Origin of the sequence: Arthrobacter sp. UKPF54-2 (assembly GCF_007858535.1) — a bacterium.
Lineage (GTDB): Bacteria > Actinomycetota > Actinomycetes > Actinomycetales > Micrococcaceae > Arthrobacter.
Genome location: NZ_CP040174.1, coordinates 2852477 through 2867666, shown reverse-complemented (window position 1 = coordinate 2867666; position 15190 = coordinate 2852477). Strand labels below are relative to the sequence as shown.

Genomic DNA, 15190 nt, shown 5'->3' with positions numbered 1-15190 from the left:
GGCTACTTCTTGGCCTTGTCCTTGGACTCTTCCGTGGTCAGGGCGGCGATGAAGGCCTCCTGCGGGACCTCGACGCGGCCCACCATCTTCATGCGCTTTTTGCCTTCCTTCTGCTTCTCCAGCAGTTTGCGCTTTCGGGTGATGTCACCGCCGTAGCACTTGGCCAGGACGTCCTTGCGGATCGCCCGGATGCTTTCGCGGGCAATGATCCGGGAGCCAATCGCGGCCTGGATCGGCACCTCGAACTGCTGGCGCGGGATGAGTTCGCGCAGCTTGCCGGTCATCATCACGCCGTAGGCGTAGGCCTTGTCCCGGTGGGTGATGGCGCTGAAGGCGTCCACCTGCTCGCCCTGGAGCATGATGTCCACCTTGACGAGGTCGGCCACCTGGTCCCCGTCGGCCTTCCAGTCCAGCGAGCCGTAGCCGCGGGTCTTGGATTTGAGGATGTCGAAGAAGTCGAAGACGATTTCGGCCAGCGGGAGGCGGTAGCGGATTTCCACCCGGTCCTCGGAGAGGTAGTCCATGCCGCCCATCACGCCGCGGCGGCTCTGGCACAGCTCCATGATGGCGCCGACGAACTCGTTCGGGGCCAGGATGGTGGCCGCCACCATCGGCTCGCGGACTTCGGAGACCTTGCCGGTGGGGTATTCGCTGGGGTTGGTGACGTGGACGACCCTCTTGTCCTCCAGCGTCACCTCGTACTCCACGTTGGGGGCGGTGGAGATGAGGTCCAGCTTGTACTCGCGTTCGAGCCGCTCGCGGGTGATTTCCAGGTGCAGCAGCCCCAGGAAACCGACGCGGAAGCCGAAGCCCAGCGCGGCCGATGTTTCCGGCTCGTAGACCAGCGCGGCGTCGTTGAGCATCAGCTTTTCCAGCGCGTCGCGCAGCACCGGGTAGTCGGTGCCGTCGAGCGGGTACAGGCCGGAGAAGACCATCGGCTTGGCGTCGGCGTAGCCGGGCAGCGAGTCACTGGCCGGCTTGGCCAGGTTGGTGACGGTGTCGCCGACCTTGGACTGGCGCACGTCCTTCACGCCGGTGATCAGGTAGCCGACCTCGCCGACGCCCAGGCCCTTGGACGGGGTGGGCTCCGGGGAGCTGACACCGATTTCGAGGAGTTCGTGGGTGGCGCGGGTGGACATCATCTGGATGCGTTCGCGCGGGTGGAGCATGCCGTCGACGACGCGGACGTAGGTGACGACGCCGCGGTAGGTGTCGTAGACGGAGTCGAAGATCATGGCCCGGGCGGGCGCGTTCGGATCGCCGACCGGGGCGGGGAGGTCGCGGACGATCTTGTCCAGCAGGACTTCGACGCCGGCGCCGGTCTTCCCGGAAACGCGCAGCACCTCGTCCGGGACGCCGCCGATCAGGTTGGCGAGTTCTTCCGCGTACTTCTCCGGCTGCGCCGCGGGCAGATCGATCTTGTTCAGGACCGGGATGATCGTGAGGTTGTTCTCCATCGCCAGGTAGAGGTTGGCGAGCGTCTGCGCCTCAATGCCCTGGGCCGCGTCCACGAGCAGCACGGCGCCCTCACATGCGGCCAGCGAGCGGGACACCTCGTAGGTGAAGTCGACGTGGCCGGGGGTGTCGATCATGTTCAGCGCGTAGCTGGTGCCGTCGAGTTCCCACGGCATCCGGACGGCCTGCGACTTGATGGTGATGCCGCGTTCGCGCTCGATGTCCATCCGGTCCAGGTACTGGGCCTTCATGTCGCGGGACTGCACGACGCCGGTGTACTGGAGCATCCGGTCGGCCAGCGTGGACTTGCCGTGGTCAATATGCGCAATGATGCAGAAGTTCCGGATGAGGGCCGGATCTGTTGCGGCAGGCACCGGGGCGGTGCGGGCCATGGGAGACACGCAGGGTCCTTACTGTTTGGCAATACCTGGGAGCTGTACTGGCTGGCTGTTCCACGGACGAACGCAGCCGGTGTTCCATTGTTGCCTGTTCCACCGCGCTGCGGCACGCCGCATTTCTCGTTCCTTATAGTCTCCCACGTCCCGGAGCGTGGCCCTGCATCAGTCTGCACGTGCGCCGGCCGGGTGTTGGCCGGACGATGGCCGGTAGCCGGCCGGTAGGGTTTCCCCATGGCCATGAATCTCCGTTCCCTCGGCAACGCCGTCCGCGGCGCCCTGCGCTTCCTCGACCGGCTCGGCGGCGGTGCGCCGGCTCAAACGCGGCGCCCCGGCGGCAAGCCCGGCCGTACCCCCGGCCGCACCCCCGGCCGCCCCGCCGGCGGTACGTCCCCGGGCACTTCCGGCGGACTCACCGGCACCTACCCGGGCGATTTCCGCGGCAAGGCCACGGTGCAGTACAGCCCCGCCGCCAACGGCCGGCCTGAACCCGGCGAGATCGTCTGGACCTGGGTGCCGTTCGAGGAGGACCACACCCGGGGCAAGGACCGCCCGGTGCTGCTGGTGGGGAGCAAGGGCCGCTACCTGCTCGGCCTGATGCTCACCAGCAAGGACCACGACGGCGACGGCCGCCGCGCCGACGACTACGTCGACATCGGCACCGGGCCCTGGGACCGGCAGTGGCGACCGAGTGAGGCGAGACTGGACCGCGTCCTGCAGATCAGCCCCCGGGACGTGCGGCGCGAGGGTGCCATTCTCGATGCCGGACGGTTCCGCGCCATCTCCGCGGCGCTGCGCGACCGGCACGGCTGGTCCTGACTCACGCGTCCGGGGACCCCGGCATACAGGGACGCCCGCGACCCGCGGCGGCCGCCGGAAATCGCCACCGGGCGCGCGTCTCTGCTAGTATTGACAGCTGTGTGTCCGTGCAGGTCGACGGCCACAGATGGTTGGTCGCCATAGGTATCCCCACGCCGCTCAGTCAATGGCCAATCTGAAAGCCCTCTAGACCATTTTCCGCATTGAAAAAGAGAGTTCACACGTGGCTAATATCAAGTCCCAGAAGAAGCGCATCCTGACCAACGAAAAGGCTCGCCTGCGCAACAACGCAGTCAAGTCCGAGCTGAAGACGGCCATCCGCGCCGTCAACACCGCCGTTGAGTCCACCGACAAGGATGCCGCTACTGCTGCATTGGTTTCTGCCAGCCGGAAGCTCGACAAGGCTGTCAGCAAGGGTGTTCTTCACAAGAACAACGCTGCAAACCGCAAGTCCGCGATCTCCAAGAAGGTCAACGCACTCTAAGGTTTTCCAGTTCAACTGAACTGATGATTGTGGCCGGCACCCCCTGGGTGCCGGCCACAGCCAGTTAATGCGGAATACCGACCCAGGCGAGCCGCCGCCCTCGGGGTTAGCGGCGCACCGATCCGGCAATCACCGTCACGGCGTGTTCGACGGCGTAAACCGGGTCGCGCGAGAGCCCCTTGACCTGCGCGTCCGCCTCGGCAGTGACCTGGATGGACCGGACCAGGCCTTCCGGCGTCCAGCGCCTGACCTCGCGCTGCGCCTGCTCCACCAGCCAGGGCTGCATGCCCAGCTGCTTGGCGATCTGCGCGGATGAGCCCGAGGCTCCCGCGACCTTGGCCAGGGAGCGCAGCTTAGACGCCAGGGCCGCGACGATCGGCACCGGGTCCGCTCCGGTGTCCAGGGCGTGGCGGAGCGTGGAGAGGGCCAGCGGTGCATTGCCGGCCATGGCGGCGTCGGCGACCTTGAACGCTGACGCTTCGACCCGGCCGCCGTAGTAACGGTCCACCATGTCGGTGTCGACGGCTGTGGTGGCGTCAGCGATCAGCTGGCTGCAGGCGGCTGCGAGCTCGGCCAGCTGCGCGCCGACGGCGTTGACCAGGGCATGCACGGCGTCGGGCTCAATCCGGCGGGCGGCCGCCTTGAACTCGGACGTGACGAAAGAGGCTTTGTCCACGTCCTTCTTCAAAGGCTGGCAGTCAACCACCGGCCAGCCGCCGGCCTTGATCGCGTCCAGGAGTTTCTTGCCCCGCACTCCCCCGCCATGGCGGAGCACCAGCACGGCGTCGGGCTCGGGCTGGGCCAGGTATTTCAGGGCGTCGGCGAGAAAGGCGTCATTCATGGCCTCCAGGCCCTCAACCTCGATCAGCTTCTGCTCGCCGAAGAGGGACGGGCTGACGTTCATGGCCAGGGTGCCGGGCTCGTAGCTGCCCGCGTTCAGCCGGGTGACCTCGACGTCGGGCGCGGCCGCCCGGACCTGGGAGCGGATCCGGTCCATGGCGCGGGACCCAAGGTAGTCCTCGGGGCCGCCGACCAGGACCACCGGCGCCGGAGTCACGTCGCGCCAGGTGGCGGTGTTCGCGGCCGCGGTCCGGGTGCGTTGGGTCTGGGCAGCAGCCACTGGTGGTTCCTCCGGGAAGTTGGTTTGCAGACTCTAAGCCTGCCACGGCGGGGACGGTCCACCAAGCCGCGGCGGCCGGGCGCGTGGGGTACGCGCCCGGCGACCCCGGGAACTGCTCGACGGTCCAGCCCGGCGGCCAGGAAGAACGCCGTCCGTTCCTGGAGCATCCGGACCCGGCCGAGGGTGGCGGAAGGGTGGGTCACGACCCAGATGGCGGCCAGGGACAGCACGGAAAGCAACGCCATCGTGGACGCACCGAGTGGACCCTCCGGCCAGGGCAGGGCTGCGCCGGGCAGGGCCGCGAAGTACCGGGCGATGCCCGCCACGGCGGCCGCGAAGGCACCGGCGACGGCGAGGGGAATCCCCGCCAGGCCGGGGACGAGGGCGACGAGCGGTACGGCAGCCGTGCCCACCACGGTGACCGGGGGCACCAGCGCGGCGGCGGCGAGGTTCGCGGGCAGGGCGTAGCTGGAGAACTGCGGCTGCAGCAGCACGATGACGGGGCCGCAGAACAGCTGGGCGGATAACGGAACCGCGATTCCGGCGGCGCACCAGCGCGGCACTACGGCGGGCAGCCAGGCCATCAACGGCCGGCCCGCAAGCACAATGCCGAGAGTGGCGAGCACGGACAACACAAACCCGAAGTCAGCCGCCAACGCCGGGTCGGCGAGCAGCAGTCCGGTGGAGGCCACACAGAGCAGGCTGAGGCCGCGGCCGGCCCGGCCGAACGCCAGTGCCGAGAGTCCGACCGCGCCCATCACCGCGGCCCGCAGTACACTCGCCTCCGGGCCCACCATCAGGACGAACAGGCCGAGCCCGGCGAGGGCCCCGCCGGCTGCCGCTGGCCGCGGCAGCCGGAAACTGCGCGCCGCCAGCAACAGCACCCCCAGGACCAGACTGCAGTTGGCTCCGCTCACCGCCGTCAGGTGGGTCATCCCCACGTTCTTCATGGCCGCGGCGAGTTGCGGGTCCAGTGCCGAAGTGTCGCCGGTCACCATGCCGGGCAGCAGCCCGCGGGCGTCGCCCGGTAGTCTGGCCGCCGCGGCGCTGAAGCCGCTCCGCAGGCCGGCCGGGGCTCGTTGCCAGCCGGCGGGCGTCGCCAGGCGGACCGGGGCGGACGAGGCGGACAGCATTCCGGCCTCCGCTTCGCCGGGGCCGGCCGGCTTGAGCCGGCCCGTGGTCCTGATCCGCTGGCCCGGTTCGGCGACTGCCCAGTCGTCGCCGCCCAGCACCAGCAGCGGCGTGCCGGACTCCACCCGGCGGCCCTCAAACACCAGCACCAGGGCCGTGGCGGGGACTGCCCAGCGTTCGGCGAGGCCAGGGGCCGCTGCTCCCCCAAGCCGCCTCGGCACCCCTGCGACTTCCAGTTCGGCCACCACGGAGGCGCCACCGGCGACGGCCTCAGCGACGGCGCCCTCATGCCGCTGAACGGACGCCACGCCCGCGTGGGCCGCCGCGGCGCAGGAGAGCAGCAGCGCCGCGGCCACGGTGGCCCGCAGGCTGCGCGGGGCAGGTCTGCGGCGCCGGCGTCCGTGTGAGTGCCGGCGCCAGGGTGCCAGCAGCGCCAGGGCAGCCGCCGCGAGGCCGGCGCAGAGGCCCACTATGGCCGGTGGTTCCAGCCGTCCGGCGGCAAGGGCCGTCCCCCAGACCAGCAGCGCTGCGGGCACCAGCCGGAGATCGGTGCGGCGCCGCCGCTCCGGCCCGACGGCTGCAGTGACCCGTTCCTGCAGCGCGGCCCTGACGCGGTGATGGATCCAGCTCAGGGCGGCCCGTGCGGATCCGGCAGCCCGGACCCCCACTGGCAACACTGCTGCGGCAGGCGCCCGCTCTTCCGTCGCGGCGGCCCGGGCCATGGTTCCTGCGGCGGCGTCACGGAAGAATTGCCAGCGGCGTTCTTGCCCTGCGGCCATGTCAGACCCTCACCAGCGGCAGCAGGGCCTCCAGCAGTTTGGGGCCCACCCCTTCGACGGCGTCGAGTTCCTCCACGCGGCCGAACCGGCCGTGCTGCTTGCGCCAGTCCACGATCCGCTGGGCCAGGACCGGCCCGACCCGCGGCAGCGTCGCCAATTCTTCGACCCCGGCGGTGTTGAGGTTGACCTTGGCCGGGGGCCCTGTGCCGCCGGGAGCACCCGACCCGTCGGCTCCGGCTCCGACGTCGGCGGCGTCGGTGCTGCCGCGCTCCGGGACGAGGATCTTTTGGCCGTCCTCAAGGATGGCGGCGAGATTGAGCCGGTCCAGGTCGGCGGTTCCCGTGCTTCCGCCGGCGGCCGTGATGGCCTCGTGGAGCCGGCTTCCGGCCGGGAGCTGCACAATCCCGGGGCGCGCCACGGCGCCGGCAACGTGGATTACGATCGTGCCCCCGGTCGCGGCGCCGGAGGGCTCGGCTCCGGCCGGGCCAGAGCCGTCCTGGCCGCCGGAACGCGGCTCACCAGCCCCGGCACCGGCAGGACCCGCACGGTCCTCCGTACCTGCGTTGGAGGGTTCCCCCAGTGGCTGGGACCGGGGTGCGCCGACGGCGGCCTGCCACCAGAACCAGCCTCCCAGCAGCACCGAAATCGCCGCGAGCAACGCCGCGGCAGCGCGGCCGGTGCGCCACCTGAACCTCGCCGCCGGGAACCCCGAAGCGGGGTCCGCGGGGCCTGCCCAGGCGGGGGCAGCAGCCACTGCTTCGGCCGGTACCGGCACGGCCGGTGCCGGCACGGCCGGTGTGGCGTCGAGCAGGGCCTCCTGCCGTGCCGGGCCCAGGCTGGCGGCCCAGCGGTGCCGGGCCGGGCCCGTGCCCGGGTGGACTGCGCTACGGGGCCCGGCTTCCGGGTAACGGCGCGACATGGAACCCAGCCTAGGCACGGCAACGCACCCGCGGCAGGCGCCGGATCGGCTATGTGGAAAGCTGCCCGAGGCCCCCGGGTGCCGTGGACGCCCCGGCGCCGCCGGCTGCCCCGGAAGTAGGGCCAGACCCCGGCAGCGGGGTGCTGCTCTCCCCCACAATCACGGCCAGCACCCCGAGCCCGGCGTGGGCCGCCAGCACCGCGGGCAGGGAACTGATCTGCGCCGGCGGGCACTCCGGAAGCAGGCGCGCCAGCCGTGACGCCACCTGCTCCGCCTCGGCCGGGTTGCCGAAGTGGTGCACCGCAATCCGGGCCTCCCCGTCGGGCCGCGACAGCGCATCCGCCGCGGCGATCTCCTCGAGCCGGGCAATGGCCCGGGCCGCGGAACGGACCTTTTCCAGCGGCACGACTTTGCCGCCGTCGACCGCGAGGATCGGCTTGATCGAGAACATGGTGCCCCAGAGCGAGGCGGCCGCGCCGATCCGGCCGCCGCGGCGCAGCTGCTCCAGGCTGGGGACGTAGAAGTAAACCTTGGTGCGGGCCAGCCGTTCCTCGGCGAAAGCCCTGACCTCATCCGCGCTCCTGCCGTCGGCGGCCGCCACGACGGCGCTCTGCACGCCCATGCCCTGCGCCATCCCGACGGTGCGGGAATCCAGGACCTCCACCGGGATCCCCACCCGGGCCGCGGCGAGGCGCGCCGAGTCGGCCGTGCCGGAGAGTTCGCCGGAAATATGGATGGAGACCACGGCTTCGAAGCCGCGGGCCGCCGCGGCGAGGTACGCCTGTTCAAACTGGCCGGGTGAGGGCCGGGAGGTCCGGACCGGAACGCCGCTGGCCAGGGCGACGGCGATGGTCTCGGCGATGTCGTCCTCGCCCTCGCCGTAGATCTCCTCCCCCACCATCACCGGCATCGGCACCACGCTCAGGCGGCCGTCGGCGGTGAAGTCGCGCACCCAGTCCGCCGGCAGGGCGGCCGCGGAGTCGGTGACCACGGCCGTGCGCGCTGCCGCTGCGGGCACGGTTTCGGCAGCGGCGCCGGGCCGCGTGGCCTGGCGGAGCCGGATGAGGCGCTCGCGCAGCCATGGCCAGCCGGGGGGCTCACGGTCCGGCACGAGGCACCTCCTGGAAAGGGTTCCGGCCGCCGGCAAGTGCCGGCGGCCGGTTCAAACACTGGCCTGCCCGGCTAGGCCGGGACGATGTTGACCAGTTTAGGCGCCCGCACAATCACGGTGCGGATGCCCCGGCCGTCCAGGGCGCGCTGGACGTTCCCGGAGGCCAGTGCCAGTTCGCGCAGTTCGTCCTCGGAGATGGCCGGGGACACCTCGAGGCGGTCGCGCACCTTGCCCTGGACCTGGACGACGGCAGTGACCGTGTCCTGCACCAGGAGGGCCTCGTCGTGTGTAGGCCAGCCGGCGTTGGCCACCGACGCCGGGTGTCCCAGCGCGTTCCACAGGTCCTCCGCCGTGTAGGGGGCGAACAGGCTCAGGATGACCGCGACGGCTTCCACGGCTTCGCGGACGGCCGGGTCCGCGCCGCCGGCGCCGCCGGCTGCGTCAATCGTTTTGCGGGTCGCGTTGACCAGCTCCATCAGTTTGGCCACGACCACGTTGAACTTGTTGGCATCCAGCAGCGCCTCGGCGTCCGCGATGGTGCGGTGCGTAACAGTGCGCAGCGCACGGTCGCCGGTGGCGAAGTCGACGCCGGGTTCGCTCGTAACGTCCTGGCCCAGCCGCCAGGCGCGGGCCAGGAACTTCGCGGAGCCCGACGGCGAGACGTCCGCCCAGTCGACGTCGTCCTCCGGCGGGGATGCGAAGATCATGGTCAGGCGCACGGCGTCGACGCCGAACTTGTCCAGCTGCTCGCCCAGGTCCACGCCGTTGCCCAGGGACTTGCTCATGGCCTTGCCGCCGTTGAGCACCTGGCCCTGGTTCAGCAGCGCCCGGAACGGCTCGTCCGCCTCGATCAGGCCCAAATCGTGGATGACCTTGGTGAAGAAGCGGGCGTACAGCAGGTGCAGGATGGCGTGCTCGACGCCGCCGACGTACTGGCCCACCGGCATCCAGTCGTTGATCTTGGCCGGGTCGAACGGGCCCTCGGTGTACTCCGGCGAGACGAAGCGCAGGAAGTACCAGGACGAGTCCACGAAGGTGTCCATGGTGTCCGTGTCACGCTTGGCCGGGCCGTGGCAGCTGGGGCACTCCACGTTGACCCACGCCTCTGCGGCGGCCAGCGGGGACGTGCCCTTCGGGGACAGGTCTTCGCCGCGCAGGTTCTCCGGCAGGGTGACCGGCAGCTGATCGTCCGGGACGGGCACCTCGCCGCACGCGGGGCAGTGGATGATCGGGATCGGGGTACCCCAGAACCGCTGTCGGCTCAGCAGCCAGTCGCGCAGGCGGAAGTTCACGAACTTCTCCCCGGTGCCCTGCTGCTCCAGGATCGCGATGGCCGCCGGGATGGCCTCGGCCTTGGGCAGGCCATCCAGTGCGCCGGAGTTGATCAGCGTTCCCTCGCCGGCCGTGGCCGTGCCGGAGACCGCGGGGTCTTCCTCGCCGGTGTCCAGCACCGCGCGGACCGGCAGGTCAAAGGTCTTGGCGAAGTCCAGGTCGCGCTGGTCATGGGCGGGGACGGCCATGATGGCGCCGGTGCCGTAGTCCGCCAGGACGTAGTCGGCGGCCCAGACGGGCAGCTTCTCGCCGTTGAGCGGGTTGATGGCATAGCGGCCGGTGAAGACGCCGGTCTTTTCCCGTTCGGTGGACTGCCGTTCGATCTCGGAGAGCGCTTTCACCTGCTCTCGGTAGGCGTCCAGGGCAGCGGCGTGTTCCTCGGTGACCAGGTCGACGGCGAGCGGCGCGTCCGCGGCCACCACAAAGAACGTCGCACCGTACAGGGTGTCCGGGCGGGTGGTGAAGACGGTGACGTCCTTGGCGGGCTTGCCGCCGTCGGCCTCGACCACAAAGGTGACGTGGGCGCCCTCGGAGCGGCCGATCCAGTTCTTCTGCATGGCCAGGACCCGCTCGGGCCAGTGCCCGCGCAGTTCGTCCATGTCGTCCAGCAGGCGGTCGGCGTAGTCGGTGATCTTGAAGTACCACTGGTTCAGGGACTTCTTGGTCACGGCGGTGCCGCAGCGCTCACAGGCGCCGTTGACCACCTGTTCGTTGGCCAGCACGGTCTGGTCCTTGGGGCACCAGTTGACCGGCGAGTCCTTGCGGTAGGCCAGGCCGCGCTCGTAGAAGCGCTTGAACAGCCACTGGGTCCAGCGGTAGTAGCCGGGGTCCGAGGTGTGCAGCCGGCGGGACCAGTCGGCGGAAATGGCGTAGCGCTTGAAGGATGCAGCCTGCGTGTCGATATTCGCGTAGGTCCACTCGCTGGGGTGCGCGTTGCGCTTGATCGCGGCGTTTTCCGCGGGCAGGCCGAAGGAGTCCCAGCCGATCGGGTGCAGCACGTCATAGCCCTGCTGGCGCAGGTAACGCGCGACGACGTCGCCCATCGCGAACGCTTCGGCGTGGCCCATGTGCAGGTCGCCGGACGGGTACGGGAACATGTCGAGCACGTAGCGGCGTTCCTTCGAACCGTCATCCAGGGGCGTGAAGACCTTGAGGTCTTCCCAGACCTGCGGCCACTTGGCCTCCATGGCGGCGAAGCTGTAGGCGCCCTCCTCGGGGCCTTCGTTCGCTGCGGCTGCTGCTGTTCCGGTTTCTGTCTCCGGCTGAACGCTCACTGCTGGCCTCTTCTGTCTTTTCAGGCTTGTGTTTCCAAGCGCTGGTCCTGTCAAGCTTCCGCCCCGCCGGGGTAGGTTCCCCGTGCCCGGCAGCTGATCTTCCGCGGCCTTCCTGCCGCCGGCCCGGGGCAACCCCAGACACACAAAAGCCCCTCGACATGGAGGGGCTGCCGCTCGGCAATCCGAGATGGAGTTCGGGATGCCGGGCGGCTAGCTAAGCAGAAGGATCGCGCGCATGGAACTACTTTAGCGCCTTCGCAGGGCGTCCGGGGCGAGGCCCGCTCGAAATCGGGCCGCTTAATCTCCGCGGCCGATACCAAATTGTTATATTTGCCTGCTGAATAGGCGGTGGTACTTACGCCGATATCGGGACCCGGACTCCCGTAGGGAATAAATAGGCAACGAGTAATTCAAGTCAAAAGTCAAGTAGCCTGCCGACTCTTTATGGGTATTTATCCAGCCCTCGGCAAGTAGTTTTTAGGCGGTCGGGAAACCTACCCGCGGCTACCGCCACTGAGGCATGATACCGGCGTTTTTGGGGCCTGGGCGGAGGAAATCCTGAGAGCTTGCTAAAAGTTTCGAACAGGGACACTATGCACTCAAGATCTCTGGGGGGATTCGTAAATGGTCTCGGGTTGAGGAGCCTGATATGTATCGTTTGCGTGCGTCCGCCCTGCCACAATTCGCGAAACTGCCACCGCGCTCGCCCGCGGCCGGCAGCCGCCCGGAAAAGATCTAGCCATGTTCGGCTGGATTACCCGGTTCAGTATGCAGTTCCGCATCCTGGTTCTGGCCCTCGCGGCCGGGCTCGTCACCTTCGGCGTTGTCAACGTGCCCCACATGGCAGTGGACAGCATGCCCGAGTTCGCCCCCGCGCAGGTCGAGATCCAGACCGAGGCCCTGGGCCTCTCCGCTGTCGAAGTCGAACAGCTCATCACCTCACCGATGGAAGCCGACCTCCTCAACGGGGTGGCCTGGCTGGACGAAATCCGGTCGAAGTCAGTTCCGGGCCTGTCCTCCATCGAACTTGTCTTCCGGCCGGGCACCGACCTGCTCCGTGCCCGCCAGCTGGTGGCTGAACGGATGACCCAGGCGCACGCCCTGCCGAACGTGTCGTCCCCGCCCTTGATCATGCAGCCGATGTCATCGACGAGCCGCGTGATGATGGTACGGATGAGCTCCAAGCAGCTCTCCGGGATTGAAATGTCCGTCCTGGCCCGGTGGAAGATCAAGCCGCGACTGATCGGCATCCCAGGGGTGGCGAACGTGGCCATCTGGGGCCAGCGCGAACAGCAGCTGCAGGTGGAGGTCACCCCCACCCAGTTGCAGGAAAAGGGCATCACGCTGGAGCAGGTGATCAAGTCCACCGGCAACGCCGTTTGGGTCTCACCGCTGAGCTTCCTTGAAGCGTCGACGCCGGGCACCGGCGGTTTCGTCGAGTCCCCCAGCCAGCGGCTCGGCATCCAGCACGTGCTGCCGATCCGCACCCCGGCGGACCTCTCCAAGGTCAGCGTCGAGGACACCAACCCGCGGTTGCTCCTTGGGGACATCGCCAAGGTCCGCGAGGACCACCAGCCGCTGATCGGCGACGCGGTGGTCGGACAGGATCCAGGCCTGCTCCTGGTCATCGAGAAGTTCCCCGGGACCAGCGCACTCGAGGTCACCAAGGACATTGAAGCGGCACTGAAGGACCTCGAACCCGGCCTCGCCGGCGTCCAGATGGACACTTCGGTGTTCCGCCCGGCGGCGGCACTGCAGGACTCCGTGGACGGCCTGGCGCTCGCGCTGCTGTTCAGCCTGCTGATCGCCGTCGCCCTGTTCTGGCTGTTGTTCCGCTCCTGGCGGGTGGCCGTGATCGGCCTGGTTGCCCTGGCCACCTCGGTGACGGCGGCGGCCGTGGTCCTGCAGTTGCAGGGGGCCACCTTGAACGTGGCGGTCCTGGTCGGCATCTTCCTGGCCATCTCCCTGGTTGTGGGCGACGTCATCGAAGATGTGCAGGCCCAGCGCCGGCGCCGCGCCGACAGCGACGGTTCCGACCCGGCCGCGGACTTCCGCTCCCGGATCGGCCACGCCGTCCACAGCGTGCGCACCCCGTTGTTCCACGCCTCGCTGATCATGCTGATCCCCCTGGTACCGCTGCTCTTTAGCTCCGGGATCGGCGGAGCGTTCTTCCGTCCGCTGATCTGGACGCTGGTGCTGGCGCTGCTCGCCTCGCTCATTGTGGGCCTGGCCGTCACACCGGTGCTGGTTCATCTGCTCCTGCCCCGCGATGCCTCATTCCGGCGGGAATCTGCGGGCTTCGACCGGGCCCGCGCCTCGTACCAGCGCACGCTGACGGCGGCCCGGTCCCGCACGGCCCTCGGCATCGCTGCCGTCGCCGTCGTCGGTGTGCTTGGCCTGGCGGCGGCATCCCAGCTGGTCGGCAACCGCCCCGTGGTTCCGACCCTCCCGGACCGGACCCTGCTGGTCCAGTGGGACGCCATGGCGGGCACCTCCAACGAGGAGGTCACCCGCATCGCCGCCCGCGCCTCGGACGAACTCCGGACGGTCCCTGGCGTTTCAGGGGTCGGCGGGCACGTGGGCCGGGCGATCGCCTCCGACCAGGTGGTGGGCAACAGTTCCGCGGAACTGTGGGTGTCTATCGCCCCGGACGCGGACTACGCGGCGACCGAAAGCGCCGTCCGTGAAGTCGTCAAGGGCTACCCGGGCATCGCGAACAACGTCGTCAACTACTCCCAGCAGCAGATCGGCGAGTTCCGCAGCACCCTGGATCCGGGCTTCGCGGTCCGCGTCTACGGCACGGACATGACCGTGCTGCAGCAGAAGGCCGAGGAAGTCCGCAAGGCCATCGCCGGCATCAGCGGCGTCGGAAACCCGCGGATCAACTCGACGCCCAAGACACCCATCGTGGAGGTCGAAGTCAACCTGGAGGCGGCCCAGAAGGTCGGTATCAAACCAGGTGACGCCCGGCGCGCCGCAGCGGCCCTGATGCAGGGAATCGTCGTTGGAAACCTCTTTGAACAGCAGAAGGTGTTCGAGGTTGTGGTCCGGGGCGCCGTCGACGTCCGGGACGACCTGACCAGCGTGCGGGACCTGTTGCTGGACACCCCCGACGGCGGGCACGTCAAGCTCGGCGATATCGCCGCGGTGCGGCTGGTTCCCAACGAGGTGGTGATCATGCACGATGACACCTCGCGGCGGATCGACGTAATCGCGGACGTCAGCGGCCGTCCCCTGGCGGACATCCAGCGGGACATCAACGATGCCGTCCGGAAGATCGAGTTCCCGCTCGAATACCACGCCGAGATCCCGGCCAAGTACGGCGAGAACCAGGCGGCCGACACCCTGGTGGTCGGCCTGGCGATCGCAGCCTTCCTGGCCGTACTGATCCTCCTGCAGACGGCCCTGCGCAGCTGGAAGCTCGCGCTCGCGGTGTTCCTGTCCCTGCCGGCGGCCTTGGCCGGCGGCACCTTGGCGGCCTGGCTGTCCGGGGCGGTGAATTCGCAAATTGTGCTGACGGCCTTTGCGGCGGTCCTGGCCATCACGGCCCGGAACGCGGCGCTGCTCTCGGCACGCTGCGACGAGCTGTGGCGTGAAGAACCGTCAGCCTCCCGGGCGACGGTCGTCATGGCGGCGGCCCGCGACCGGATCTCGCCGGTCCTCAAGACCGCCCTGATCACCGTTCTGGTGCTGATCCCGCCGGCTGTCTTCGGCGGAGTCATCGGCCAGACCGTCCTTGGTCCGATGCTGCTGATCATCGTCGGCGGGATTGTGACCGCTACCCTCTGCGCGCTCTTTGTATTCCCGCTCCTGGTGTTCTGGTTCGGCCCTAAGGAAGGGCCCGAGGAATGGGAATCCGTCAACGAATCCGAAGTTCCGGTAATGCAGGAAAAGGTGGAAGTAAAATGACCAGCCAAAAGCCCCTCCGGCGCCTGCCCCTGGCGGCCGCTGTCTGTGCAGCACTCCTGAGTTCCCTGCCTGCCTGCGCGGCGACTCCGGCGTCCAGCAGTTCCTCGGTCCAACTGGCCAACGACCCGGCCAAGGTGGAGAAAAACGCCACCACGGGCATCGCCAAGATCACCCTCAACGCCCGCGCCGTGCAGCGGCTCGAGCTGAAGACGGACACGGTCAAGCCGGGAGCCACCGGCACCGAGGTGCTGCTTCCGTACGCGTCCCTGCTCTACGACGCGAACGGCAAGACCTGGGTCTACACGAACCCGGAGGATCGCGTCTACCAGCGCCAGGCGGTCACCGTCGCCAAGGTCGAGGCCGGCGTCGTGACCGCCACCGCCGGCCCTCCGGCGGGCACCGCGGTCGTCACCGTCGGCGCGGCAGAATTGTTCGGCGCAGAGTTCGATACGGCGCACTGAC

The 15190-nt window shown here is 69.2% G+C and carries 10 protein-coding genes; 4 read left to right on the top strand and 6 right to left on the bottom strand.

What is annotated here, in order from left to right:
- Positions 1 to 2 precede the first annotated feature (2 nt).
- The gene (gene lepA / locus E7Y32_RS13210) at positions 3 to 1856 is read right to left on the bottom strand and encodes a translation elongation factor 4 (RefSeq protein ID WP_186466990.1); all 1854 of its coding nucleotides are present in this window, start codon (positions 1854 to 1856) and stop codon (positions 3 to 5) included.
- 228 nt (positions 1857 to 2084) lie between these two features.
- Between lepA and E7Y32_RS13205 the strand changes: the two genes are divergently transcribed.
- Entirely contained in the window at positions 2085 to 2669 is a 585-nt protein-coding gene (locus E7Y32_RS13205; RefSeq protein WP_146337501.1) for a type II toxin-antitoxin system PemK/MazF family toxin, read from the top strand.
- A 223-nt stretch (positions 2670 to 2892) separates the two neighbouring features.
- On the top strand, positions 2893 to 3153 hold the full coding sequence (gene rpsT / locus E7Y32_RS13200; RefSeq protein WP_146337500.1) for a 30S ribosomal protein S20: 261 nt from the start codon (positions 2893 to 2895) through the stop codon (positions 3151 to 3153).
- A gap of 106 nt (positions 3154 to 3259) precedes the next feature.
- Here the strand turns inward: rpsT and holA are convergent, their stop codons facing one another.
- The 5 genes from holA to leuS all read right to left on the bottom strand — a co-directional run bounded on the left by holA (position 3260) and on the right by leuS (position 10819).
- Positions 3260 to 4273, bottom strand: a complete 1014-nt coding sequence (gene holA / locus E7Y32_RS13195; protein WP_146337499.1) for a DNA polymerase III subunit delta — start codon at positions 4271 to 4273, stop codon at positions 3260 to 3262.
- Positions 4207 to 6183 (bottom strand): ComEC/Rec2 family competence protein, encoded by a 1977-nt coding sequence (locus tag E7Y32_RS13190; RefSeq protein WP_261382446.1) that lies wholly within the window; start codon positions 6181 to 6183, stop codon positions 4207 to 4209. The genes holA and E7Y32_RS13190 overlap by 67 nt, the downstream gene beginning before the upstream one ends.
- A 1-nt stretch (position 6184) precedes the next feature.
- The gene (locus E7Y32_RS13185; protein WP_146337498.1) at positions 6185 to 7102 is read right to left on the bottom strand and encodes a helix-hairpin-helix domain-containing protein; all 918 of its coding nucleotides are present in this window, start codon (positions 7100 to 7102) and stop codon (positions 6185 to 6187) included.
- Positions 7103 to 7151: 49 nt separating this feature from the next.
- Entirely contained in the window at positions 7152 to 8213 is a 1062-nt protein-coding gene (locus E7Y32_RS13180) for a DegV family protein (RefSeq protein WP_146337497.1), read from the bottom strand.
- 71 nt (positions 8214 to 8284) lie between these two features.
- Complete coding sequence (gene leuS / locus E7Y32_RS13175; protein ID WP_146337496.1) at positions 8285 to 10819, bottom strand: leucine--tRNA ligase; 2535 nt, start codon at positions 10817 to 10819, stop codon at positions 8285 to 8287.
- Between the two features lie 741 nt (positions 10820 to 11560).
- Here leuS and E7Y32_RS13170 point away from each other — a divergent pair.
- On the top strand, positions 11561 to 14728 hold the full coding sequence (locus tag E7Y32_RS13170; RefSeq protein WP_146337495.1) for an efflux RND transporter permease subunit: 3168 nt from the start codon (positions 11561 to 11563) through the stop codon (positions 14726 to 14728).
- Positions 14725 to 15189 carry a hypothetical protein gene (locus E7Y32_RS13165; protein ID WP_146337494.1) on the top strand — a complete coding sequence of 155 codons (465 nt, stop codon included), beginning with the start codon at positions 14725 to 14727 and terminating at the stop codon, positions 15187 to 15189. Before E7Y32_RS13170 ends, E7Y32_RS13165 begins: the two co-directional genes overlap by 4 nt.
- The last annotated feature ends 1 nt before the right edge of the window (position 15190 follow it).